Consider the following 24,127-nt stretch of genomic DNA (forward strand, 5'->3'; position numbering starts at 1 on the left):
AGAGCCCCCTGTGCGCGCGGAAGTGCGCGTCCGTTCAATGAAATCGGCGAGGGGGTCGCGTACGCTTAGCGCCTTTCGCGCGCTCGCACGATGCGCGCCGGAGGCTTTTCGTGACGGGTCGCACGCTCTCGGAGCACGCATCGAAGGAGCTGCTCGCGCGCTACGGCGTGCCCGTCTCGCGCGAGGCGCTCGCGCAGGACGCCGCGGGCGCTGCCGCTGCGGCGGAGCGATTAGGGTTTCCCGTCGTCGTGAAGCTGTGCGGCGACGCGATCGCGCACAAGACCGAGCGCGACCTCGTGCGCCTCGGCCTCGCGAACGCGGATGCGGTGCGCGCGGCCGCGAGCGAGCTGCTCGCGAAGGCGCGGCCTGATGACGGAAAGGTCGAGCTGCTCGTCGCGGAGATGGTGCGCGGCAAGCGCGAGCTGATCGCGGGCCTGGTGCGCGACCCACAGTTCGGGCCGTGCGTGTTGTTGGGGCTCGGCGGCATCGCGGCCGAGGCGCTCAGCGACGTCGTGTTCGCCGCGGCGCCGCTCACCCGCGCCGAGGCGAGAGCGCTCGTGACGAAGCTGCGCAGCGCGAACCTCTACGTGAAACCGTGGCGCGGCGAGCCCGCGGTCGACCTCGACGCGCTCGCGGACGTGCTCGTGGGGCTCGGCAAGCTCGGCGCCGAGCGCCCCGACATCGCGAGCGTCGACCTGAATCCCGTGCTGATCGCACACGGCAAGCCCGTCGCCGTGGACGCGCTGGTGGAGATCGCGGACGTACAGCCGGCCGCGGCGAAGCCGGCGCGCGCTCTCGACGAGTCCGCGATCCGCGAGAAATTTGCGCGGCTCTTCAACCCGCGCGGTGTCGTGGTCGCGGGCGTGTCGTCGCATCCGGGCAAGTTCGGCTTCGTCGCGTATCACAACCTGCTGCGCTTCGGTTATCAGGGGCAACTGTTCCCCGTGAACCGCGAGGGCGTGGACGTGCTCGGCATGCCCACGCTGAGCGACGTCTCGCAGGTGCCCGAGAACGCGGCGGACCTCGTGTTCGTGTGCACCCAGGCGCAGACGAACCCCGAGTTATTGAAGGCCTGCCGCGCGCGCGGCGTGCGCGCCGCGTTCATCGCGAGTGCGGGCTACGGCGAGGCGGGCGAGGAGGGAAAGAAGGCCGAGGCGGATCTCGTGAAGCTCGCGAACGACCTCGGCATGGTCGTTGCGGGCCCGAACGGGCAGGGCGTGATCTCCACCGAGGTCTCGATGTGCGCGCAGATTGTGGCGCCGCATCCACCGCGCGGGCACATCAGCGTCGCGAGCCAGAGCGGCAACCTCGTTTCGAGCTTCCTCAACTACTCCGTCGAGTCCGGCATCGGCGTCTCGAAGGCGATCAGCGCCGGCAACTCTGCGCAGACCACGCTCGCCGACTACGTCGAGTATTTCGGCGTCGACCCCGACACCGCGGTCGTGCTCGCTTACCTCGAGAGCGTGGGCGACGGGCGCCGCTTCGCGGACGTGATGCGCGCGACCTCGCGGCGAAAGCCGATCGTGCTCGTGAAGGGCGGCGCCGCGGCCGAGGGCCAGCGCGCTGCTGCGAGCCACACGGGAGCGCTCGCGAGCGACGACCGCGTGTTCGACGGCGTCGCGAAGCAAGCGGGGGTGATCCGCGCGCCGAGCGTCGAGCACGCGTTCGAGTGGGCCGCGAGCTTCGCGACGCAGCCGCTGCCGCGCGGCCGCCGCACGATCGTGTTCACCACCGCCGGCGGCTGGGGCGTGCTCGCGGCCGACGCCTGCGCCGCGAGCGGGCTCACGCTCATGCCTCTGCCCGACGACCTGAAGGCGAAGATCGACACCGTCGTTCCGCCGCGCTGGTCCCGTAACAACCCGATCGATCTCGCCGGCGGCGAGACGCGCGACACCGTGGCGCAGGTGATGGACTGGATCGTCGCGCATCCCGACGTCGACGCGATGATCCACCTCGGCATCGGCATCCAAGCCGGCCAGGCCAACGCCTTCAGGTCGGGCCCTTACTACCCGGGCCACGGCATCGACCGCATCGTCGACTACCACGTTCGCCAAGACCGCCGCTACGCCGCGATCGCGCGCGAGGTGAGCGAGAAGTACGGCAAGCCCGTGCTGACGTGCAGCGAGCTCGTGAACACCGACAGGCATTATGGAAACAGCGGGCCGGTCGGCGTGAAGGAAGAAGGCCGCGTCTGCTACCCGAGCGCGCACCGCGCCATCGCCGCGCTCGCCGCGATGTGCGAGTACGCCGAGTGGCGGCGAGCGCAGGGCTGAGAGCCATGGCCGCGAAGAAACCCCCTGCGAAGTCTGCGAGCGGCGACCGCGTCGTCGTCGAAAACGTGAACCACCCCGGCAAGACGAGCACGGTGGACGGCACGAAGTACCGCGAGGCGAAGGCCGCGCTGCTCGCGGCGCTGCCGAAGACGGGCGGGCTCACGCAGGCCGAGATGATCGCGGGCGTAAGATCGCGCCTGCGCGGCGAGCTCGCGGAGAAAGCGGGCTGGTGGACGAAGTGCGTGCAGCTCGATCTCGAAGCGAAGGGCGTCGTCGTGCGCGATGGGAAGAAGCCCGTGCGCTGGCGGCGGGCGTGATCGGGCTCGGGGCGCGAAAGCCGATCGACGAGCTCACACTCGCAGACTTGGAGGTCTTCCCGATCTGGGAATTCGCCGACGACGAGGAGGCGCTCGAGGGCCGCGATGAGACCTGGGTGCGACCGGTCGCCGCGCGAATCGTTGATCCGCAGAGGCTGGCGAGTTTGAGTGTCGCAAGCGGATTCACGACGGCGTCTGGGAAGACGCTCGGCGGGTTTGTCGGACTCCGCGTGGCGGTGTCCGCTCCGGACGAACTCGAAGTCGCCGTCGCCGTCCTGCTCGCCAACGGCATGTACGTGCCCGCGTGGCCCACACGAGGAAGAGCGCGAATTCACGCCGCGGCGCGCCTCGGGTTGACGGAGGAGCAATTCTTCCCGTTGCGGTACCGCCTTCGGGTGCACATCGGCGACGAAGGCACGCCGCGCGAGGGAGTGCTCGATCGCGCACCGGATCTGCCGCCGATCCTCTAGGAGAACCACGACGATGATCCTCTTCGAACATCCCCTCTCGCCCTACGCGCAGAAGAACAAGATCGCGCTGCGCGAAAAAAACGTGCCGTTCGAGCTGAAGCTGCCGATGGGCATCGGTGCCGGTGCGGGAATGGCGTCCGACTTCACGAGCGCGTCGCCGCGCGGTGAGGTGCCGGCGCTCGTCGACGGCGACACGCGCATCTTCGATTCCACGATCATCCTCGAGTACATCGAGGAGAAGTGGCCGACGCCGCCGCTGTTGCCGCGCGATCCGGCGCTGCGCGCCCGCGCGCGCATGATCGAAGACGCGATGGACACACACTACGAGGCGATCAACTGGGGCCTCGGCGAGATCCGCTTCATGGGCCGCGCGAAGGGCGAGCTCGCGGCGAAGATCGAGGCGAGGGCCGCGCAGCAGGTGGCGGCTTGGCAACGCTGGCTCGAGAAGCAGTTAGGGAACGCGGACTGGTTCGGCGGCGCGAGCTTCGGCTGGGCCGACCTCTCGGTGATCCCGTACATCAACGGCTCCGCGGGCTTCGGCCTGACACCTGTCGCCGGCTCGAAGCTCGCGGCGTGGGCCGCGCGCGCGAACGCGAGGCCGTCGGTCGCGCAGACCGCAGCGGAGGCGACCGCCTCGATCGCGGGGATGAGCGGCGTGAGCGACCTGATCGAGAAGGGCCTCTTCAAGCGCGAGTACCGCGACCACCGGCTCGAGTGGATGATCAAGAGCGGCGGGCTTCAGGTCGTGCTCGACGGGCTCGCGAAGGACAACATCCGGTTCTCGCCGGAGTTCGAGTGAGCACGCCCACGGCCTGGCGCGGCACCGCCTACAACGCCGCCACCGAATCCGAGAACCGCATCCACGCCGACGACGTGGCGCAGCGCTTCGGCTTTCGCGGCGGGCTCGTGCCGGGCGTGACGGTGTTCGCGTACCTCGTGCAGCCCGCGATCGAGGCGTGGGGGCTCGACTGGCTGTCGCGCGGCGGGGCGACGATCACTTGCAAGAAGCCGCTCTACGACGGCGCGCAGTTCGAGGTGTCCGTAACAACCGAGGCGGACGAACGTGGCTACGCGGGCCGGGTGGTGGACGACGCGGGCGTGCTTTGCGCCGACGGGCGCGTGTGGCTCCCGCGCGAGCTTCCGCCTGCGCCGCGGCGAAGCGGCGCGCGGCCCGTGCCCGCGCTCGATGCGCGTCTGCCCGCGACGCGCGCGGCGCTGGAGCGGCTGCGGGAGATCGGCATGGGCGCGCTGCGGCTGCGCTGGAACGCGGACGGCGAGATGGGGCGCACCTCGCGCGATCTCGCGGACATGCCCGCACTCGTGCGCCCCGATCGCGAGGCGCTCGCGAACCCCGCATTCGTGCTCGGCCTCGCGAACTGGGTGCTCGCGCGCAACGTGAGGCTCGACGCGTGGATTCACGCGCAGAGCGAGGCGCAGCTCTTCGCCTCCGTACCGCTCGGCAGCGAGATCACGGTCGAGGCGCACGTGACGGACCTCTTCGAGAAGGGGGGCCACGAGTTCGTGGACCTCGACATCGCCGCCTTCTCGGACGAGCACGCGCTGATGAGCGCCAAGCACCGCGCGATCTACAGGCTGCGCGGCGCCTAACAAGCGGAGATTCGAGATGACCCCCGAGCTTGCCGCCCAGATCGCAGCGCAAGAGCGCTTCTTCGCGCCGGTGTTGTGTACGCCAGCGGGCGTGACGTTCTCGCGCGACGAGCTCGGCGGCGTGCCCGTGGAGTGGACCACGCCCGCGAGCGGCGTGACCGACGCATCGCGGGTGGTGCTCTACCTGCACGGCGGCGGCTACTCGAGCGGGCTCGCGGCGTGGGCCCGGCGCGCGACGGCGCGGCTCGCGCTCGGTCTCGGCGTGCGCGTCGCCGCTGCCGAGTACCGCCTCGCGCCGCGCTTCCCGTTTCCGGCCGCGCACGAGGACGTGCTCGCGGTCTATCGCCACCTGATCGGAGCCGGCGGCTTCGCGCCGGGCCGCGTCGCCGTCGCCGGTGACTCCGCTGGCGGCGCGCTCACGGTGTCGCTGATGGCCGACGCGCGCGATCGCGGCATCCCGCAGCCCGCGTGCGGAATGCTGAACTCGCTCTGGGCCGACATCGCGCTGAACACTCCCTCGCTCGACGACCCCGCCCGTAACGAGTTCGACATCCGCCGCGAGCTGGTCGAGGTGCTCTCGCGCACGCTGCTCTCCACGGGCGGCGTCGATCCGCGCGATCCACGCCACTCGCCCGTCTACCGCGATCTGCGCGGGCTGAATCCGCTGCTGATTCAGGCCGCGGGCCGCGACGTGTGCCACGACGACAGCATTCGGCTCGCCGCGAACGCGCGCGCGGCGGGCGTGACCGTGAAGATCAGCGAGTACGCCGACGCGGAGCACATCTGGATCCTGAACGGCCCCTGCCGCATGCACTACGGCGCGAGCTATCCGAACGACACGGTCGCGTTCGTCGCCAGCGCCAGCGAGCCGCCGGAGGCGATCAGCGCGGTCGAGGAGATGTGCGCGTTCGTGCGAGAGCACGCGCGCTGAGGCGCACGCGGCGCGCGGCCGCGCTCAGTCCTTGCGCTTCGGCGCCTTCGGCTCGAGCAGTGGCATGCCGTCGCGCGCACCCGTCCATAACAAGCCCGCGCGCGAGTAGATGCCGAGCTTCTCGCGCGTGTCGACGATGTCGAGGTTGCGCATCGTGAGCTGCCCGATGCGGTCCTGCGGCGTGAAGAAAACCTCTTCGCCCTTCTCCATCGTGAGCCGCGAGGGGTTGTAGGTGAGATTCGGGCTCGTCGTGTCGAGCAGCGAGTAGTCGTTGCCCCGCCGCAGCTCGAGCGTGACTTCGCCCGTGATCGCGCGCGCCACCCAGCGCTGCGCGGTCTCGCGCAGCATCAGCGCCTGCGGGTCGAACCAGCGACCGTGGTAGAGCAGCTTGCCGAGGCGGCGGCCGTTCGTGCGGTACTGCTCGATCGTGTCCTCGTTGTGGATGCCGCTCACGAGGCGCTCGTACGCGATGTGCAGCAGCGCCATGCCGGGCGCCTCGTAGATGCCGCGGCTCTTCGCCTCGATGATGCGGTTCTCGATCTGATCGCTCATGCCGAGCCCGTGCCGCCCGCCGATCGCGTTCGCCTCGCTGAAGAGCGAGAGCGCGTCCGCGAAAGTCTGCCCGTTCAGCGCGACGGGTGCGCCTTCCTCGAAGCGCACGCTCACGATTTCGGGCTTCACCGCGACCTCGGGCTTCCAGAACGCTACGCCCATGATCGGCTGCACGATTGCGATGCCCGCACTCAGCGACTCGAGGTCCTTCGCCTCGTGCGTCGCCCCTAACAGGTTCGAGTCGGTCGAGTACGCCTTCTCGACGCTCATCTTGTACTCGAAGCCGTTCGCGACTAGGTACTCCGACATCTCTTTGCGCCCGCCGAGCTCGTCGATGAAGCGCTGGTCGAGCCACGGCTTGTAGATGCGCAGGTTCGGGTTCGCGAGCAGCCCGTAGCGGTAGAAGCGCTCGATGTCGTTGCCCTTGAAAGTGCTGCCGTCGCCCCACACGTGCACGTCGTCCTCGCGCATCGCGACGACGAGCATCGTGCCCGTGACCGCGCGGCCGAGCGGCGTGGTGTTGAAGTAGGTGTTGCCGCCCGTCGAGATGTGGAACGCGCCGGTCTGGATCGCGGCGATGCCTTCGGCGACGAGCTGGTGCCGGCACTCGACGAGGCGCGCTTTCTCCGCGCCGTAGGCGAGGGCCTTCTTCGGGATGTCGTCGTAGTCCTTCTCGTCGGGCTGCCCGAGGTTCGCGGTGTACGCGTACGGCACGGCGCCTTTCGCGCGCATCCAGTGCAGCGCCGCGCTCGTGTCGAGTCCGCCCGAAAACGCGAGGCCGACTTTTTCGCCGACGGGAAGGGACTGGAGAATGGTGCTCACGCGCGCTCCTCGGAAGGCGCGCGAAGATACGCGCAGCGCAGGCTCAAACCAGCGTGACGGCGTCGCCGACGCGCACCTCGCCGGCGCTCGCGATCTTCGCGTACGCGCCGACGTTCTGGTCCGCTTCCTTCACCACGGTCCGCATCAGGCCCGTGTCCTGCGGCACGTCGCCGAAGCCGTGGGTGATCATCACGCAGCGCGGGCAGGGACCGAGCACGTCGAGCGTCGCGCCGCCGATGCGCAGCTGCTTCCCCGTCCACGCGGCTTCGACGAAGCCCTCGTCTTCCGTCGCGATCACGAGGTTCGGGCGGAAGCGCCGCACGTCGATCACCGATCTGGGTGCGATCGCGCGGAGCTTGCGAAGTGTCGCCTCCGTAACGACCAGCAGCGGATACGCGTCGAAGTAGGTGCCGGGCGGCGACTCGTACTGAACCAGCTCGGGCGGGAACTGCGCGAAGTTCGGCAACGGCTCGTCGGCGTTGCGGCCGAAGATTGCGCGCATCTCGGTGAGCACGTCGGGCGAATCGGGCGCGCCGCGCTTGTAGTGCTCGAGCGCGCTCGCGGGCAGCAGCGGCCACAGCGTGACGCGCTGCTCGAGCGCGGCGCTGATGCGCTCCGCGGCGTTCGCGTCGCTCGCGCGCACGACCGCGCCGCCGGGCAGCGTGATCTCGGGCGCCGGCGCGGGCGCGCCAACGGCCGGCTCGCTCGCGTAGCGTGCGCGGCAAGTCATTAGGCGCGGGATCTTCTTCGCGCCGCGGATGCCGCCGCGCTCCTCGTCGCGCACGGCCCACGCGCGATCTCCCGGAATCCCGTTCTCCCCGAGCAGCGCGCGCTCGATGCGCTCGCCCTCCATCGACTTCACGGGGTGACGCCAGATCTCAGCGATGCGGCCGGCGGGCATGTGGGACCTCTTGGGGCGGTTGAGGCGAGCGACCATCGCACAGGTCCAGGGCATCGAGACGGCCGCTTTTTTCCGCGTTTACTCCGCATCGGCGTCGAGGACTCCGCCGATGCTGCGCGCTTCGCTTGCGGTCTCGGCCGACGTGCTTGGGCGGAGAGTTCGACTTCGAGGTTGTTCCGGCGGTGCGCTGGCGCGTGATTGGGTGTTCGATGAGCGGAGACGTTGTTGCGCCGTGTAGAAGGATGTGAACCCGACGTGGCGGAGGCCGTAGGGGCGGCGGCGCGCGCGATTGGAGATGGGTCGATGACTCCGTGGAGCTGGCTCTCGCTCGTTCTTGCGCTCGTGCTCGTGCCTGGCGTCGCGCTCGGAAACCGCTGGCTCGGCCGGCCGGGAGGTAACGAAGGCGCGCTCGTCGCCGAGCTCGCGATGTTCGCGCTCGCTGGGCTGATGCTCTGGATCGTGCGCGTGAAGGAAGGCAAGAGCTGGGAGTCGTTAGGCCTCGGTCCGCCGCCGCGCGGCACGCCCTTGCTGACGCTCGGCATCATCGCCGCCGCAGTCGCTTCGATCGCCGCGGTGATCCTCGTGTTGTCGCTCCTCGACATTCCATCGCTTCAGGGCGACAGCCACGATCGCCCCCTCTGGCTGCTCGCGGTGATGTGCTTCCGCGCCGGCACGCTCGAGGAGCTCACGTACCGCGCGGTGGCGATCGATCGCGTATCGCTGCTCACGCGCAGCAAGACGCTGGGGTGGCTCCTTCCCGCCGTTCTCTTCGGCGTGCTGCACTACCCGCAAGGCGTCTCGGGAATCCTCATCGCGTTCGTGGCAGCCCTCGTGATGAGCGTGTTCTTCCTGAGGAAGCGAAATCTGTGGGCGAACATGACCGCGCACTTCTCGATCGACTTCATCCCGAACGTCGTGCTGCCGCTGCTCGGCGGCGTGGAGTGAGGCGCGGGCGCCGAGCGGCGCGATAGCCTCGGCGCATGCCTGCAGCGCTCTCCCACCTTCGGATCTGTGACTTCACCGGTCAACTAGCCGGGGCCGGCGCGACCAAATGGCTCGCGGCGTTCGGCGCCGAGGTGATCCGCATCGAAGACCCCGTCACGATGGGGCTGTGGGACATCCTGCGGCCGATGCCGCCGTTCGTGGACGAGCGACGCGGGCCGGACTTCGGCGGCGGCTTCAATAATCACAACGTCGAGAAGCTCGGCATCACGCTGAACCTGCGCACCGAGAAGGCGCGGGAGATCCTCGCCGAGATCGTGAAGCGCTCGGACGTGGTGAGCGAGAACTTCGCGAAGGGCGTGCTCGCGCGCTGGGGCTTCGGCTACGAGCGCCTGAAGCAGCTGAAGCCCGACATCATCTACGTCTCGAACTGCGGCTTCGGGCACGTGGGCCCGTACTCGGACTGGAAGACGTGGGGCCCGATCGTGCAGGCGATCTCGGGCCTCACGCACTTATCAGGCTTGCCCGGCCGCGAGCCAGCCGGCTGGGGCTACTCTTACATGGACCACACCGGCGGCATGTACATGGCCCTCGCGATCCTGCTCGCGCTCGTGCACCGGCAGCGCACGGGCGAGGGGCAGTGGGTGGACATGTCGTGCACCGACGCGGGCCTCTCCCTGACAGGCACCGCCGTGCTCGACTGGACGGTGAACGGGCGCCCTTCCCGGCGCGAGGGCTGGCCGGACGCGAACCGCAGCGCGCACGCGCCGTGGGCTCCGCACGGCATCTATCCCGCCGCGGGCGAGGACGAGTGGATCGCGATCGCTTGCCGCAGCGACGCCGAGTGGCGCGCGCTCGCCGCCAAGCTCGGCATCGCGGACGCGCGCTTCGCAACGGCGCCGGCTCGCCTCGCCGCACAGGACGCGCTCGACGCCGCGGTCGGCGCCGCGACGCGCGCCCACGCGAAGTTCGCACTCGCGCGCGAGCTTCAGGCATTGGGGATCGCTGCTGCTGCAGTCGCGAAGCCCGAGGAGCGCATCGACCACGACGCGAACACCGCCGCGTGGGGCCTTTGGCCGACGAGCACGCATGCGAAGATGGGCCGCGTGCGCGTCGACGGGCTGCCGGTGCACCTCTCGAAGACCGACTGGAAGATCGAGCACGGCGCGCCGTGCCTCGGCGAGCACACCGAGCTCGTCCTGAACCGCGTGCTCGGCATGAGCGCGGACGACGTGGCGAAGCTGCGCGCGGAGGGCGTCGTATGAGCGCCCCCGAACAGCATGGTGCTCTGCACGGCGTTCGCGTCGTCGAGCTCGCGAACGAGAAGTGCGCTTGGGCGGGCAAGCTGCTCGCGGACATGGGCGCGGACGTGATCCTCGTCGAGCCGCCGGGCGGAGACGCCACGCGCAGCTACGGCCCGTTCTACGAGGACGAGCCCGGCGACGACCGCAGCCTGTACTGGTGGCACCACCACACGAGCAAGCGCGGCATCGTGCTCGACCTAACAACCGAGCCGGGCCGCGCCACGCTGCGCGAGCTCGTCGCGCGCGCCGACGTGCTGCTCGAAGCCGAAGCGCCAGGCGCGCTCGCGGCGCAGCGCCTCGACTACGCCGACCTCGCGCCCGCGAATCCGCGCCTGATCCACTGCGCGATCACGCCCTTCGGCCGCAGCGGGCCGCGCAAGGACGAGATCGCGACGGATCTCACCGTGATCGCGGCGGGCGGCCCCGCCTGGATGAACGGCTACGACGACCACTCGCTGCCGCCCGTGCGCGGGCTCGGCAACCAAGGCTGGGCGATGGGCTGTCATTACGGCGTGTTGTCGATCCTCACGGCGATCGTCTACCGCGCCGTTTCGGGCGAGGGGCAGTTCATCGACGTGAGCTTGCACGCGGCGGCGAACGTGACGACGGAAGTCGGCTCCTACGGCTGGCTCGTCGCGAAGCAAACCGCGCAGCGGCAGACCGGCCGCCACGCGGGCCCGACGATCACGATGCCGTCGCAGATGAAGTGCGCCGACGGCCGCTACGTGAACACCGGCATGCCACCGAGGAAGCCCGCGGAGTTCGCGAACCTCGTGCGCTGGCTCCAGTCATTGGGGTTCGACGAGCAGCTGCCCGAGGTGGTGTTCCTGAAGATGGGCGCGGAGCGCGACTCGATCGATCTCAGCAAGATCGGCCAAGACGCCGAGATCACCGCGATCTTCGGTGCGGGCCGCGAGGCGATGAACTTCATCGCCTCGAGAGTCAGCGCGTACGAGTTCTTCACCGGCGCACAGCGCGCAGGATTAGCCGTCGGCGCGATCTTCTCGCCCGACGAGGCCTACGAGGACCCGCACTTCAAGGCGCGCGGCTTCCAAGTCGAGGTGCATCACCCCGAGCTGGGGAAGAGCTTCCGCTACCCCGGCGCGCCGTACGCGATGCAGCGCGGCAAGTGGCGCATCTCGCGCCGCGCGCCGCGGCTCGGAGAGCACACGGACGAAGTGTTGAGAGAAATCGGAGAACCCTGACCGCGCGCAAGCGCGCGAGGAGAGACGTATGGGCATCCACGACTTCCCCCTGATCGACGTCGACGCGCACTACACGGAGCCGCCGGATCTTTGGCTGTCGCGTGCGCCGGCTGCGCTGCGCGACGTTGCGCCGCGCGTGGTGAAGACGCCGGAAGGCAACGACACGTGGATCGTGGGCCGCGACACGCCGCTCTCGCCGCCCGGTTTCTGCGTGATCCGCACCGATGGCTCGAAGGCAATCGGCTCGTTCTCGGTACACCGCTTCGACGAGATGATCGCGGCCGCGAGCGACCCGGCTGCGCGCGTGCGCGTGATGCAGGAGTTGGGCATCTCGCGGCAGGTGCTCTACCCGAACGTGCTCGGCTTCGCGGGCGCCGCGCTGATGCGCATCGAGGACGCCGCGCTGCGAGACTTCTGCATCACCGCCTACAACGACGGCGTGGCCGACGTGCAGCGCGCGTCCGGCGGGCGCCTTCTGCCGCAGGCGATGCTGCCGTTCTGGGACGTGCGCGCCTCCGCGCGCGAGCTCGAGCGCTGCCACGAGCAGCTCGGCCTAACAGGCTTCACGATGATGGACGCGCCCGAAGCTTGGGGCATGCCTTCGCTCGCAGACAGCGCGTGGGATCCGCTCTGGTCCACCGCGCAGGAGCGCAGGCTCCCGGTGAACTTCCACATCGGCTCGAGCGGTGTGAGCGCGACGGCGGTCTGGCCCGGCATCGAGATGCCGCGCCAGCTCGCCGCGGGCTCGACGGTCATGTTCATCGCGAACGCCCGCTGCATCGTGAACCTCATCTTCAGCGGACTGCTCGATCGCTTCCCCTCGCTCAACTTCGTCTCCGTCGAGAGCGGTGTGGGCTGGCTGCCATTCGCGATCGAGGCCGCCGAGTATCAGGTGGACGAGAACGGCGTCGACCTCGCACTTCGCCCGAGCGAGTACTTCCGGCGGCAGATTTACGCCTCGTTCTGGTTCGAGCAGCGCGATCTGGCGGCCTGCGCCAAGCGGCTCGGCACCGACAACGTGATGGTCGAGACGGACTTCCCGCATCCGACGTGTCTCTACCCCGGTCCGCGCAAGAAGCTCGAAGAGGCGGTCGCCAGCCTGAGCGAAGCCGACCAGCGCAAGATCTTCTACGGCAACGCCGCGCGCGTGTACGGAGTCGACCCGAATCCGTGAGGGGTTAGGGGAAGCGTGAGCGACACGTTCGAAGGCGGCTGCGACTGCAAGCACGTGCGCTACCGGCTCACCTCGAAGCCGCTGTTCGTGCACTGCTGCCACTGCCGCTGGTGCCAGCGCGAGAGCGGCGCCGCGTTCGCGCTCAACGCGATGATCGAGACGGAGCGCGTGCAGCTGCGCGCGGGCCAGCCGCTCTACGTGATGACGCCATCCGACAGCGGCTTCGGCCAGGAGTTCGTGCGCTGCCCGAACTGCCACCTCGCGCTCTGGAGTCATTACGCCGGCGCGGGCCGCGCCGTGGCGTTCGTTCGCGTCGGCACGCTCGACGCTCCCGACGCGCTGCCGCCCGACATCCACATCTTCACCGCGTCGAAACAGCCGTGGGTCGTGCTCCCGCCCGGCGCGCTCGCCGTGCCCGAGTACTACGACAGCGAGGCGACGTGGCCCGCCGAGAGCCTCGCGCGGCGGCGCGCGCTGCGGGAGCGCATCGCCGCGCAGAAGGCCGGCGCTTCGTGAGCGCGCGTCGCAAGCGCGATGCCAAGGGCGCGAAGCGGGACCTGCTCGTCACGGCGAATGGCGGGGGCGGCTTGATCATCGAAGCGGCCTACGCGATCGCGCGCGTTCCGCTCGAGATCGAGGACATCGCGTGGGACGACGTCGGCCCCGGCAGTCGGCGGCTCGCCAAGCTGAATCCATTAGGGCAAGTGCCGACGCTCGTGCTCGCGAGCGGCGCCGTGATGACCGAGAGCGCCGCGATCCTGCTGCATCTCGCCGAGCGCGCGCCGCGCGCGAAGCTCGCTCCGCCGGTGCGCGATCCGCAGCGCGCGGCGTTCTTGCGCTGGCTCGCGTTCTTCGTGGCCGCGCTCTACCCGACGTTCACGTACGGCGACGATCCCGCGCGCTGGGTCGGCGACGCGGCCGGGTCCAGGCTGCGCGCGAGCACCGACGCGCACCGCGAGCGGCTGCTGCGCTTCCTCGAGCGCGAGGTCGCGAGCGCGCCGTGGTTCCTCGGCAAGCGCTTCAGCGCGCTCGATCTCTACCTGCCGGTGCTGCGCCTCTGGCGTCCCGGCGCGGCGTGGTGGCGCAGCGAGGCGCCGAAGCTGAACGCGATCGCGGATCGCGCGCGCGATCTCTCGCCTGTGGCGCGCGCGTTCGCGCGGAACGAAGTCTGAGGCGTGAGCGAAGCGCGCCCGCGCGAGATCGCCCGCGTCGTCGCCGCGGCGACGATCTCCAACTTCGGCTCGATGCTGACGCGCATCGCGCTGCCGTTCGTCGCGATCGATGTGCTCGGCGCGAGCGCGTGGGACATGTCGGCGCTCAGCGCCGCGCGCCTCGTGCCCGGGCTCGTGTTCGGCATCGCGATCGCGGCGTGGATCGAGCGGCGCCGGAAACGCGGCGTGATGATCGGCGCCGATCTCGCGCACGCGATGTTGTTGCTCGCGGTGCCGCTCGCGGCTGCGCTCGGCGCGCTCTCGATCCCGGCGCTGCTCGCCTTCGCGGCGCTCTCGGGCGCGCTCTCGTACGCCTTCGGCGTCGCGCGCGCCTCGTTCGTGCCCGCGCTCGCCTCGCGCGAGCAGATCGTCGCCGCGAACGCGCGCATCGCGGCCGGGAGCAACGCGGCGGAAGCGCTGGCGTTCGGCGGCGGCGGCTGGCTCGTGCAGCTGCTCAGCGCGCCGCTCGCGCTCGTGGTGGACGCCGTCAGCTATCTCGCCTCCGCCGCGCTGCTCGCGGGCATTCCCGAGCGCGAGGCCGAAGCGAAGCCGCCGCGCGAACGCGGGCTCGCTCGCGCGCTCGGAGGGCTGCGCGTGATTCGCGCCGACGCGCGGCTCGGCGCGCTCGCGCTCGTAAGCGTGGCGGTCGAGCTGCTGAGCGAGGTGCTCGGGGTCGTCTACTTCCTGTTCGTGCGCGAGCAGCTCGGCTTCTCGCCGGGCGCGCTCGGCACGCTCTTCGCCGCCGGCTCGGTCGCGGCGCTGGCGAGCAGCCTCGCGGCCGCGTGGCTCGGCGCGCGCTTCGGCGCACGCGGCACGATGGGCTGCGGCCTCGCGGGCGGCGCGCTCGCGACCGCGGTGCTCGCGCTCGCGCCGGGGCCGAGCTGGATCGGCGCCGCGTGCATCTTCGCCCAACAACTCGGCGACGCGGGCCTCGCCGTGTTCGAGATCCACGCGCTGAGCGCGCGCCAGCGAGCGGCTGCGCTGGACGTGCAGAGCCGCGTGCACGGCGCCTTCACGTTCTTCGGCGGCTGGGCGGCGCTCGCGGGCGCGGCGCTCGGCGGCGCACTGGGAAGCGTGCTCGGCCCTCGCGCGACGATCGCGCTCGTCGCCGCCGCGATGCTCGCGCTCGGCGCGTCTTGGCTCGCGTTCGCGCCGCGCTACGAAGAGTCTGCGAGCGATTAGGCCGGCTTGCGCCCCTCGAGAATCCCGTCCGCGCCGGGCAGCCACGACGCGACGCCCGCGATCGGGATCGCGCACAGCACGGCCTCGACGATCTCGGCCTCGCTCGCGCCCGCGCGGCGCGCGCCGTTCGCGTGCACGTTCACGAAGCGCGAGGAGAACTCGGCCGCGTTGACGCAGCAGAGCAGCAGCTCGACGTGCTTGGCTGCGAGCACGTTCTCGGCGAGCGACCACTCGCGCATCAGCACGTAGCCCTCGAGCGCGCGCGGCGCCTCGTCGGCCATCAGCGTGACGTAGCTCGGCACGAAGCCGAAGTAGCCCTGGAAGTAGGCGAGGGCGGAGTCGCGCGTGACGGGGAAGTCCGGCCGCTCGAGGGCGCCGCTGCGGGGCTCCGCGCCATAACAAGCGCGGACCGCGGCGCTGAACGCCGCGTAGGCGCTCTCACCGCGCGAGATCATCACGGCGAGCGCGGCGCCCTCGGCGTCGCGCAGCGCGAGGCCGAGCTGCTTGGCGCGCGCGATCTCGCGCGCGAGCACCTCGGGCTGCTTCTTCACCGCGGCTGCTGCGGCAATGTACAGCGCCTTCGCCCAGGCCGGGCACGCGCCGTCGCGGTCCGTCACGTCGCGAACGCGCGCGAAGCCCTCCGCGAACTTCGCCGAGACCGCCGCGATCTCGCCGCTTCTGAGCGCAGGCGATGCGAGCTCGTCGAACCTGCTGCTCACCACTTCTCTCCGTACACGTCGCCCTCGCTGAGCTTATCCACCCAGCGGTGGTAGTGCTGCAGCGTGGGCTCGTTGCGCCCGAACACGAACGAGTCCACGGCGCCGCCGTCGACGCCGCGCTGGATCGCGAGGCCCATCGCGTAGTCCTCGTCGCGCACGGCTTGCAGCGTGAGCGCCGCGAACGCCTCGGCCGCTTGCTTCTGCTCCGGCGTTTCGGGCGCGCGCTCGGTGAGGATCGTCTGCACCGTCACGCTGCGATTCGGCTCGCTCGCGGGATAGAGCTGCGACACGAGCACGTGGTCGCCGAGGATTCCGCTGATCGAGAGATTCGGGAACGCGGAGTGGATCAGGCGAATGTGCTCGCCGGGGTTCCACTCGCGCTCGGGCACGCCGCGCAGCTGACCGAGGCTCTTGCGCCCGAACACGATGCGCTGATGCGGACCGAACGTGTCGGTGACCATCAAGTTCGAGAGCGTGTTCTTGCCGACCGTCTGGGGATGCAGCGTGCCCTGGTGGTAGCCCTCGAGGTAGCCGTCCCACGCGACCTTCCAGCCGGGTCCTTCGATCTCGCGCTGCAAGTACACGTGCCAGCGCTCGAGCGCGAGCGTCGCGAGCGGCGCGGCGAACGAGCCGAGCCACGCGTCGACGTCGAACGCGCCGCCAGGCGTGAGAGCGACCCACACGAGGCCCGCGCGCTCCGCGCACGGCAGAGCTGTCAGGGACAGCGCGCTGCGATCCGAGGCGCCGAAGGTGTGCTCGCCGTACATCGCGACGAGGGTGCCGCGCGCGTCGTAGGCCCAGGCGTGATACGGGCAGGCGTGCTTTGCGGCGCGCCCACAGCCTTCGCGCAGCGGCGCGCCGCGATGCCGGCACGCGTTCACGAATGCGCGCACGGCGCCGTCTTCCGCGCGTGTCAGCAGCACCGGCACGCCCGCGACGCGCAGCGCCTTGTAGGCGCCGGCGCCCGCGAGCTCGCCGCTCAGCGCGAGCGCGAGCGGCACGCGCCGCCACACGCGCGCGAGCTCGCGCTCGTAGCGCGCACGGTCGGTGTAGGCGCTCGCGGGCATCCGCATCGTCGCGGGGGCGAGGTCGGTCGTGTCCGCCTCGAGGTGCGCGAGCGCGCGGCGCGCAAGGGGAAGCAGGCGTTCGCGCGCGTCCACGAGTTGTTACTGCGCCGGCGTGTACCAGATCGCGCTCGTGTAGGCGCGATCCTGGATCACGGAAGGTGGGCTCGCGGGGTGTTCTTTCTTCAGTGCAAGCGAGTCGTAGAGCGTGTGGCGCGGCGTCGGGATCTGCAGCACGCGCACGTAGTAGAACGCGCGCTGCGCGGGATCGAACTCGGCGTCTGTCCAGACCGCGGCGAGCTGCGCTGCCCCGATCGTGTTCGCGTACCTCCCCGTCGCGACGTCCACCGTGTTTCCCACGGGCGGCAGCTTCCCGTCGGCGCCGGGCTCGCGGTCGCCCGACCACGCGACGTCGAACACGCGCTCGCGCGCCTTCCCGTCCGCGTCGAGCCAGCCCTTCACGATCTGCGCGCGGTCGAGGTTGCCGCCGAGCGGATCCTTCGCGGCGTGCACCAGGAAGCTCGGCGCGCGCCCCTTCGGCGCGCTCGTCAGGTCGCCGCCCATCGGCACGCCCTTCACGTAGCCGACGCGCGCGATGTCCTTCGCGCGCGCATCCGCCGCGCGGAACGCGAAGCCGCCGAAGAAGCGCACCGCGATGCGCGGCCCGCTCGTCGCGTACACCTCCTTGCGGCGCAGCGCGGAAAAGATCGCGTCGCGCGTGTTCTCGGTGGCCCACACCGCCGCGAGCCCCGACGCGCTCATGCGCACGTTCGGCAGCAGCGTTTGCGTGAAGCGATGCTCCGGCGTCGAGTCGTACGCCATCTTGCCGCCGAAGTTGTCTTCGTCGGGCGTGGACGCGCCGGTGTGCGAGTCGGTCGAGCCGATCACGCCAAACTGATACGGGTTCACGCCCGCGCGCTGCGCCACTTCGAGCCCGCGCATCAGCGCGGTGCGCACGTAGGAGCCCGGCTTCGGCGGCGGCGCCGCCATCAACGTGCCGTCGGCGCCCGACTTCAGCAGGTAGTCGAACACCTCGAAGCTCGCGAGCTCGTCGGTCGGCGAGAGCTCGCGGCGCGCCTCGCTGTCGCCCTTGATCTGCGTCGCCTCGACGATCGGCTCCCAGCGCATGCGCGTGCGCGCATAGTCAGCTGTTAGGGGTCGCCCCTCGCTGTCGACTTCGTCGAACATGAGGCCGTCCGAGACGTTCGAGTTGTGCGGGATCGAGAGGAAGTCCGCGCCGACGCGCTTCGAAGTCGCATCGAGCCAGCTCCACAGCTCCTCGGGCTTGTTGCTGTCGATCGTGCTGAAGGGCTGGAACTGCTGCGCCTGCGCGGCGCTCGCGGTCGACATCACGATGCGGTGCAGGTTGTTGCCGCCCGGCATCGAGGTCCACTCCCAGCCGACGAACGCGGTGAACTTGCCTGGCTGGTTGTGGCGCTCGGTGATGTCGGTCGTCTCCTGCCAGATCGAGCGCCGGTACTCGGGCGTCGAGAGGTCGGCCGGTGGCGCCGCGTTCCCACTGAGCGCCGCGAGGAACGCTTGGCCAACGGGGTTCTGAAACAGATTCGCGCCCGTGCGGAGCGTCGCGAGGATTTCCTTGCCCGACGCGCTCTCGGCGATCAGCGGATCGCCCGCGCTGAGGCGATAGAGCGTGCCGAGCAGCTCGGCGTGGTCGGAGACGACGAGGAAGTCGAGGGGACGCTCGAGCTGAATGCGCGCGCGGTGGTAGGGGTGCACCATCGGCAGGCCCTTCGCGAAGCGGTACGCGTCGTCGGGCGTCGCGCTGCGGTTGCCCACGGTGTACGCGTCCACCGAAAACGCGCTGTGCACGTGCGTGTCGCCCCAGAGCAGCTGCGTCTCTTGCGCGAGAGTCGGTGCGGCAGCTGTTAGGGCGAGTGCGAGGGAAGCGGCGAGGTGGCGCATCCGGGCTCCGAGTCCTCGCGAGTGGACCGCAGCGGGCCAGTGGCGCGCAACCCCGTCGCGAGCCCGCGTGGCGCGACTTATGCTGCGACACCCGCTCCGGAGGCCCGCATGAAGCGCTTCATCCAGCACGAAGAGCTCGCCCGCGACAGCCGGTTCACGCGCCAGACCACGGCGCTCTCGACGCTGATCGCGCAGCTGCCCGACGACGTGAATGCGGTCGTCGAGGTCTTCGAGAAGTTCGCGCCGATGATCGAGCAATCGACGCGCGGCACCGCAGCCGAGCCGCTCTACGACGCCTACGGCCCTGGCTTCGGTCTCCTCACCAACACGCAGGCGATCCGTCCCGGCGATCCGGCGACGCCGACGCGCATGAAGCTGCGCATGCACGGCATCTACGTGGGCGAGCTGCAGGCGCTCGAAGGCGCGGGCCGCTCGCTCTGGGACTTCCCCGACGCGCCGTGGGAGTTCAAGATGAACATGGCGCGCCAGTGCTGGGACGAAGCGCGCCACGTGCAGATCTACGAGAAGCTGCTCGAGCACGTGGGCGGGAAGCCGGGGATGTTCCCGGAGAGCACGTTCCTGTTCGAGTGCGCGTGCTCCGACGACCCGGCGCTGCGCGTCGCGGGCGTGAACCGCGGCCTCGAAGGCCTCGCGTGCGACGTGTTCCGCGATCTCATCAAGTACGCGGACGAAGTCGGCGACGAGAAGATGAAGCAGGCGGTCGACTACGTGCTCGCCGACGAGCTCACGCACGTGCGCTTCGGCAGCGATTGGGTGCGCGAGTTCTGCAAGAACGACCCCGAGCGATTGAAGCGCGCGAACGAGTTCCGCAAGCAGGTCGACAAGCAGTTCAACTTCGGCGGTGCGCGCAGCGCGCGGAGCGACGCCGCGATTCGCATCGCGTTCGAGGATCGGCGCGAGGCGGGCTTCACCGAGGAAGAGCTGAACGAGCTCGTCGAGCTGTGCGGTGAGGGCCCGTCGCGCGAGACGATGCGCGAGGCCGCGCGCATCCTGCGCGAGCGCCACCACGCGAAGAAGGCTGCCGCGGGAGCGCAGTCGTGAGCGAGCGCATGTACCCGGGCTTCGGCCCGAACGAGCGCACGACCTTCGCGCCCTACGGCGCGTTCGAAGTGCCCGCCGATCTGCGCGAGCTCTCGGGCCGCTACGATGTCGAAGCCACCGCGCGGCGCGTGCGCAACTTCCGCTACGCCGAAGAGTGGACGATGATGCTCCTCGGCGGCTGGATCGCGACGATCCCCGAAGTTCCGGTGAAGACGGGCCTCGGCAAGATCACCTGGGATTGCGCCGTGACCGCCGACGCGCTCGGCAAGCGCCTCCCCGAGCTGCGCTGCGGACGCAAAGCTGCCGAAGCGAGCGAGTCCGCGAACGACGGCTTCGCGAAGTTCATCCAGGCGCTCGCCGAGCCCGAGACGCCGGATCTGACGATCGAGAAGCTCGCCGGCGTGTTCGACGTGCTGAAGCCGCACCTGATCGCGGTCTACGAGCGCACGATGCGCGAGACGGATCAGATCAGCGACGCGCCCACGATCGAGTTGTTGGAGGACGCGGTGCGCAAGACGCGCAAGCACATCGCCTGGGCCGACGAGGTGCTGGAGCGCCTGTGCGACACGGACGGCAAGCGCGAACGCCGCCGCCGCCGCGTCGCCGCGCTGCGCGCGCAGCTCGAAGCGTGCGGCGGCGTGACGGGGACGCTGGCGGACGAGACGGGCAGGGCGAACTGATGCCCGATCCGCGCGCCGCGGAAGTGTTCGACCAGAAAGTCGCGGCCGGCTTCCTCGCCGCGAACGAAAAGCAGACGGGGCTCCCCGCGTTTCTCGGCGCGCGCTTCACCTCGTTCACGCCCGGCGTGCTGCGCGCGGAGCTCGACGTGCGGCCGGAGCTGCTGACGCCGTTCAAGAACATGCACGGCGGCGTGATCTCGGCGCTGTGCGACCACGTGCTCGGCTGCGTGTGTTACCCGCACATGAAGCGCGGCCAGTGGGCGGCGACCACCGAGTTCAAGCTGAACCTGCTCGCGCCCGTAACAACTGGCGTGGTGGCGGCGACGGCGGAGATCCTGTCGCTCACGAAGGCGACGGCGGTCGTGCAGATCCGCGTCGAGAACGAGGGCCGGCTCGCGGCGATCGCGCAGGGCACGGTGCTGATTCGCGACCCGCGGCCGGCGGCGTAGGAGGGATCATGCCGGTGAAAGAAATCGGTCCCGCCGAGGCCGAGCAGCGGCTCGGCGAGTTCCTCGCCGTGGACGTGCGCGGCGCTCACGAGTACGCGGGGCCCCTCGGGCACGTGCCCGGCTCCGTGCTGATCCCGCTGCCCGAGCTCGAGCTGCGCGCGCGCGAGCTTCCGAAGGGCAAGCAGTTGTTACTGGTGTGCCGCTCCGGCGCGCGTTCGGCGCGGGCGTGCGAGCAGCTCGAAGGGCTCGGCTACGGCCCCGCGACGAACCTCACCGGCGGCATGATCGCGTGGAACCGCGCCGGCCTCGCGATCGAGAAGCCGCGCTACGCGCACGCCGCCGCGCTGCTCGACAACGCGATCGCGTGGCTCGCGCAGGTGAGTGCGCAGAAGGCCGACGCCGTGCGCGCGAGCCTCACGGCGGAGATCGGCAGCACCGGCGAAGGGCGGACGAAGGCCGAGTCCGCGCGCGTGCTCGACTGGATCGAGCAGAAGGCGCGCGCTGCCGGCGCGCCGCCCGACACGGACCTGTCGCTCGCCGCGTTCCGCGCGGCGCTCGCGCAGCTCTAGCGTGGCGGCGCTCGGCTACGCGCTGAGCATCCTGATCGGCGTCTCGCTCGGTTTCTTCGGCGGCGGCGGCTCGATCCTCACCGTGCCGCTGATGGCGTACGTGTTCGCGCTCGACGCGAAGATCGCGATCGCGTCGTCGCTGCTCGTGGTGGGCGCGGCGAGCGCATCGGCCGCCGCGCAGCACTGGCGCGCCGGCAACGTCGACGCGCGCACCGCGGCGTTGTTCGGCGCCGCGGGCATGACGGGTGCGTACGCCGGCGGCCGCGTCTCGCAGCTCTTCGACGGTTCGCTGTTGTTGTTGATGTTCGCGGTGATGATGGGCATCACCGCCATCGCGATGTGGCGCGGCCGGCGCGCGCCGCCCGAGAACGCCGTCACGCGCTCGCCGCGGCGGCTCGTGCTGCAGGGCCTCGCGGTGGGCGCGTTCACCGGCCTGATCGGCGCCGGCGGCGGCTTCCTGATCGTGCCTGCGCTCGCGCTCTGGGCCGGTCTCCCGATGCAGCGCGCCGTCGGTACCTCGCTCGCGATCATCGTGATGAACTGCATCGCGGGCTTCGCGGGCTACGCGAGCCACGTCAGCGTGCCTTGGCAGCTCGTCGCGTTCGTTTCGGTCGCGGCGATCGCCGGCTCCTTCGCAGGCTCCGCCGCCGCCAAGCGCATCAACCCGGCGCAGTTGCGCCGCGCCTTCGCCGGCTTCGTGCTCGCGATGGCGGGGCTGATCCTCGTGCGCGAAGTGAACGTGTGGCTGAGCGACGCGCTCGCCGCGCTGCCGCGCACCGGACCGCAGCTCGTGTTCGCGGTGATCATGCTCGCTGGCGGCATCGCCGCAGGCCGCGCCTCGCGCAGCCTCGGCGGGCGCCACGGCGAGCCGGACTACGAAGATGGAGCTGGGATCTGATGGAAGCGACGCCGTTCACTCCGCTCGAAGGCTTGCTCGGCGGCGCGCTGATCGGCCTCGCTTCTGCGCTGTTGTTATGGACGGACGGCAAGGTGGCGGGCATCAGCGGCATCCTGTCTCGCGCGCTCGTGCCCACGCGCGGCGACTTCGCGTGGCGTCTCGCGTTCCTCGTCGGGCTCCCGCTCGGCGCAGCGCTCGTCGTGCGCGCCACGAGCGACGTGCACGGTTTCGCGATCACGGCGAGCTGGCCCACGTTGATCGCGGGCGGCCTGCTCGTCGGCTTCGGCACCGCGCTCGGCAACGGCTGCACGAGCGGCCACGGCGTGTGCGGCATCGCGCGCGGCTCGAAGCGCAGCGTCGCCGCGACCGCGACGTTCATGGCGAGCGCGATCGCCGCGACCTTCGTGCTGCGCCACGTGCTCGGAGCCGCGTGATGGCGCAGATCCTCGCCGCACTCGCGAGCGGTCTCGTGTTCGGCGCCGGCCTCGCCCTCGCGGGCATGACCAACCCCGCGAAGGTGCTCTCGTTCCTCGACCTCGCCGGTGCGTGGGACCCGACCCTCGCGCTCGTCATGGGCGGCGCGCTCGCCGTGAACGCCGCCGCCTACGCGGTGACACGCCGCCGCGCGAAGCCGCTCTACGCCGACGCCTTCGCGCTGCCCACCCGCAGCGACCTCGACGCGCGCTTGTTAGGCGGCGCTGCGCTGTTCGGCCTCGGCTGGGCGCTCGTCGGCCTCTGCCCCGGCCCCGCGCTGGCGAGCCTCGCACGCGGCGACGTGCACGTGCTGGGCTTCGTGGCGGCGATGGCGGTGGGGATGCTCGCGGCGCGCCGGGTGTAGGCCGCGCACCTGGGACGTACGTGCACCGAAGCGCGCACTTGGGACGTACGTGCACCAAGACGCGCACCTGGGACGTACGTGCACAGAAGCGCGCGCGCTGGGTCGCGGCCTCCCAGAATCGCGCGAGCGCGATACGTTACTCGCTCACTCCGCGGTCCCGCGGAAAGAACCAATGCCCCGCGGACCTCGCGTCGACGCCGAGGGCGTCGCGCACCATGTCTGGCAGCGCGGCGCAGGTCGCATGGTCGTCTTCATCGACGACACCGATCGCGCCAGCTTCATGAGGCGCTTCAGGCGCCTCCTCGTCGAGCAGCGCATGCGCGCCTTCGGCATCGTGCTGATGTCGAACCACTATCACGTCGCGCTGCAAACCGGCCCGATCGCGATGTGGCGCTTCATGCACCGCCTGCTCACCGGCTACGCGCTCGAATTCAACAAGCGGCACGAGCGCGACGGGCACGTCTTCCAGAACCGCTACGGCTCGCGCGCCCTGAACGGCGACGACGAGCTCGCGACCGTGGTCGTGTACGGCGCGAGAAACCCACTCGAAGCCGGCGTGGTGAGGGACGAGCCAGGGCTGCGGCAGTACGTGTGGTCCAGCTATCCGGCGTTGATGGGCGAGGATGCGGCGGATCACGGCGTCGCGGTCGGAGCGACGCTGTCACTGTTCGGCGACACGGTGCCCAGTGCCCGCCGGGAGCTGCGCCGGCGCGTCGTCCAGGGCGTGACCTGGGCGCCGGAGAATCGGCACGACGCGAAGCATCCGTCGCTGAGCCCCGAGCGCGCGGCGCAGTTCGCGGCGATCGCGGCGGAAGTGTGCGCGCGAGCGAACCTCGAAGCGCGCGAAGTGCGCGGCCGGTCGATGCGCGTCGAAGCGCGCGCAGCGCGGCGGGAGATCGCGCAACGCGCAACGAGGGCAGGTTTCAGCGCATGCGAGATCGCCCAAGAACTCGGTTCATCCGAGTGGTCGGTTCGGCGCGCAGCCTCCCGGTGAGGCGTGCAACGGCGACGTACGTAGGCGTGCAACGGGGAC

Annotated in this window: 26 protein-coding genes; 21 read left to right on the forward strand and 5 right to left on the reverse strand. The window is 70.6% G+C overall.

The window, feature by feature from the left end; all coding sequences use genetic code 11:
* The first annotated feature begins 110 nt into the window (after window positions 1-110).
* The 6 genes from FJ091_06925 to FJ091_06950 are packed head-to-tail and all read left to right on the forward strand — an operon-like array spanning window position 111 to window position 5,599.
* On the forward strand, window positions 111-2,273 hold the full coding sequence (locus FJ091_06925) for an acetate--CoA ligase family protein (protein MBM4383089.1): 2,163 nt from the start codon (window positions 111-113) through the stop codon (window positions 2,271-2,273).
* Window positions 2,274-2,278: 5 nt separating this feature from the next.
* Complete coding sequence (locus tag FJ091_06930) at window positions 2,279-2,590, forward strand: hypothetical protein (GenBank protein MBM4383090.1); 312 nt, start codon at window positions 2,279-2,281, stop codon at window positions 2,588-2,590.
* Window positions 2,587-3,060: a hypothetical protein gene (locus FJ091_06935; protein ID MBM4383091.1), complete on the forward strand. Its 474-nt coding sequence runs from the start codon at window positions 2,587-2,589 to the stop codon at window positions 3,058-3,060. Before FJ091_06930 ends, FJ091_06935 begins: the two co-directional genes overlap by 4 nt.
* A gap of 13 nt (window positions 3,061-3,073) precedes the next feature.
* Window positions 3,074-3,859 carry a glutathione S-transferase family protein gene (locus FJ091_06940; protein ID MBM4383092.1) on the forward strand — a complete coding sequence of 262 codons (786 nt, stop codon included), beginning with the start codon at window positions 3,074-3,076 and terminating at the stop codon, window positions 3,857-3,859.
* A complete protein-coding gene (locus FJ091_06945; GenBank protein ID MBM4383093.1) occupies window positions 3,856-4,668 on the forward strand; it encodes a hypothetical protein in 813 nt (270 codons plus the stop codon). Before FJ091_06940 ends, FJ091_06945 begins: the two co-directional genes overlap by 4 nt.
* Before the next feature lie 16 nt (window positions 4,669-4,684).
* The gene (locus tag FJ091_06950) at window positions 4,685-5,599 is read left to right on the forward strand and encodes an alpha/beta hydrolase fold domain-containing protein (GenBank protein MBM4383094.1); all 915 of its coding nucleotides are present in this window, start codon (window positions 4,685-4,687) and stop codon (window positions 5,597-5,599) included.
* 24 nt (window positions 5,600-5,623) lie between these two features.
* Here FJ091_06950 and argG read toward each other — a convergent pair whose 3' ends face one another.
* Together argG and FJ091_06960 are read right to left on the reverse strand one after the other, a co-directional pair.
* A complete protein-coding gene (gene argG / locus FJ091_06955) occupies window positions 5,624-6,973 on the reverse strand; it encodes an argininosuccinate synthase (protein ID MBM4383095.1) in 1,350 nt (449 codons plus the stop codon).
* A 43-nt stretch (window positions 6,974-7,016) separates the two neighbouring features.
* Window positions 7,017-7,874, reverse strand: a complete 858-nt coding sequence (locus FJ091_06960; GenBank protein MBM4383096.1) for an MOSC domain-containing protein — start codon at window positions 7,872-7,874, stop codon at window positions 7,017-7,019.
* A 303-nt stretch (window positions 7,875-8,177) separates the two neighbouring features.
* Here FJ091_06960 and FJ091_06965 point away from each other — a divergent pair, with 303 nt between their 5' ends.
* From FJ091_06965 to FJ091_06995, 7 genes are read left to right on the forward strand one after another with little or no spacing between them, the layout of a single operon-like run.
* Window positions 8,178-8,819: a CPBP family intramembrane metalloprotease gene (locus FJ091_06965; GenBank protein MBM4383097.1), complete on the forward strand. Its 642-nt coding sequence runs from the start codon at window positions 8,178-8,180 to the stop codon at window positions 8,817-8,819.
* 35 nt (window positions 8,820-8,854) lie between these two features.
* Window positions 8,855-10,081 carry a CoA transferase gene (locus FJ091_06970; GenBank protein ID MBM4383098.1) on the forward strand — a complete coding sequence of 409 codons (1,227 nt, stop codon included), beginning with the start codon at window positions 8,855-8,857 and terminating at the stop codon, window positions 10,079-10,081.
* On the forward strand, window positions 10,078-11,325 hold the full coding sequence (locus tag FJ091_06975) for a CoA transferase (GenBank protein MBM4383099.1): 1,248 nt from the start codon (window positions 10,078-10,080) through the stop codon (window positions 11,323-11,325). Before FJ091_06970 ends, FJ091_06975 begins: the two co-directional genes overlap by 4 nt.
* 28 nt (window positions 11,326-11,353) lie before the next feature.
* A complete protein-coding gene (locus FJ091_06980; GenBank protein ID MBM4383100.1) occupies window positions 11,354-12,499 on the forward strand; it encodes an amidohydrolase in 1,146 nt (381 codons plus the stop codon).
* Between the two features lie 15 nt (window positions 12,500-12,514).
* Entirely contained in the window at window positions 12,515-13,015 is a 501-nt protein-coding gene (locus tag FJ091_06985) for a GFA family protein (protein MBM4383101.1), read from the forward strand.
* Window positions 13,016-13,056: 41 nt separating this feature from the next.
* Window positions 13,057-13,671 (forward strand): glutathione S-transferase family protein, encoded by a 615-nt coding sequence (locus FJ091_06990; GenBank protein ID MBM4383102.1) that lies wholly within the window; start codon window positions 13,057-13,059, stop codon window positions 13,669-13,671.
* 3 nt (window positions 13,672-13,674) lie between these two features.
* On the forward strand, window positions 13,675-14,892 hold the full coding sequence (locus FJ091_06995) for an MFS transporter (GenBank protein MBM4383103.1): 1,218 nt from the start codon (window positions 13,675-13,677) through the stop codon (window positions 14,890-14,892).
* Here the strand turns inward: FJ091_06995 and FJ091_07000 are convergent.
* The 3 genes from FJ091_07000 to FJ091_07010 are packed head-to-tail and all read right to left on the reverse strand — an operon-like array spanning window position 14,889 to window position 18,598.
* Window positions 14,889-15,611, reverse strand: coding sequence for a carboxymuconolactone decarboxylase family protein (locus FJ091_07000; protein MBM4383104.1), 723 nt, complete (start codon window positions 15,609-15,611; stop codon window positions 14,889-14,891). The genes FJ091_06995 and FJ091_07000 overlap by 4 nt on opposite strands.
* Window positions 15,608-16,771: an aromatic ring-hydroxylating dioxygenase subunit alpha gene (locus FJ091_07005; GenBank protein ID MBM4383105.1), complete on the reverse strand. Its 1,164-nt coding sequence runs from the start codon at window positions 16,769-16,771 to the stop codon at window positions 15,608-15,610. Before FJ091_07005 ends, FJ091_07000 begins: the two co-directional genes overlap by 4 nt.
* Window positions 16,772-16,777: 6 nt before the next feature.
* Complete coding sequence (locus FJ091_07010; protein ID MBM4383106.1) at window positions 16,778-18,598, reverse strand: DUF3604 domain-containing protein; 1,821 nt, start codon at window positions 18,596-18,598, stop codon at window positions 16,778-16,780.
* Window positions 18,599-18,706: 108 nt separating this feature from the next.
* Here FJ091_07010 and FJ091_07015 point away from each other — a divergent pair, with 108 nt between their 5' ends.
* The 8 genes from FJ091_07015 to FJ091_07050 all read left to right on the forward strand — a co-directional run bounded on the left by FJ091_07015 (window position 18,707) and on the right by FJ091_07050 (window position 24,088).
* Window positions 18,707-19,660 (forward strand): DUF455 family protein, encoded by a 954-nt coding sequence (locus FJ091_07015; protein MBM4383107.1) that lies wholly within the window; start codon window positions 18,707-18,709, stop codon window positions 19,658-19,660.
* The gene (locus FJ091_07020; protein MBM4383108.1) at window positions 19,657-20,340 is read left to right on the forward strand and encodes a hypothetical protein; all 684 of its coding nucleotides are present in this window, start codon (window positions 19,657-19,659) and stop codon (window positions 20,338-20,340) included. The genes FJ091_07015 and FJ091_07020 overlap by 4 nt, the downstream gene beginning before the upstream one ends.
* A complete protein-coding gene (locus tag FJ091_07025) occupies window positions 20,340-20,789 on the forward strand; it encodes a PaaI family thioesterase (protein MBM4383109.1) in 450 nt (149 codons plus the stop codon). Before FJ091_07020 ends, FJ091_07025 begins: the two co-directional genes overlap by 1 nt.
* An 8-nt stretch (window positions 20,790-20,797) precedes the next feature.
* The gene (locus FJ091_07030) at window positions 20,798-21,358 is read left to right on the forward strand and encodes a rhodanese-like domain-containing protein (GenBank protein ID MBM4383110.1); all 561 of its coding nucleotides are present in this window, start codon (window positions 20,798-20,800) and stop codon (window positions 21,356-21,358) included.
* Window position 21,359: 1 nt separating this feature from the next.
* Entirely contained in the window at window positions 21,360-22,256 is an 897-nt protein-coding gene (locus FJ091_07035; GenBank protein MBM4383111.1) for a sulfite exporter TauE/SafE family protein, read from the forward strand.
* Window positions 22,256-22,690 (forward strand): YeeE/YedE family protein, encoded by a 435-nt coding sequence (locus FJ091_07040; protein MBM4383112.1) that lies wholly within the window; start codon window positions 22,256-22,258, stop codon window positions 22,688-22,690. Before FJ091_07035 ends, FJ091_07040 begins: the two co-directional genes overlap by 1 nt.
* Window positions 22,690-23,094 (forward strand): YeeE/YedE family protein, encoded by a 405-nt coding sequence (locus tag FJ091_07045; GenBank protein MBM4383113.1) that lies wholly within the window; start codon window positions 22,690-22,692, stop codon window positions 23,092-23,094. Before FJ091_07040 ends, FJ091_07045 begins: the two co-directional genes overlap by 1 nt.
* A 172-nt stretch (window positions 23,095-23,266) precedes the next feature.
* On the forward strand, window positions 23,267-24,088 hold the full coding sequence (locus tag FJ091_07050; GenBank protein ID MBM4383114.1) for a transposase: 822 nt from the start codon (window positions 23,267-23,269) through the stop codon (window positions 24,086-24,088).
* The last annotated feature ends 39 nt before the right edge of the window (window positions 24,089-24,127 follow it).

The organism is Deltaproteobacteria bacterium, from assembly GCA_016875395.1.
Lineage (GTDB): Bacteria > Myxococcota_A > UBA9160 > UBA9160 > UBA6930 > VGRF01.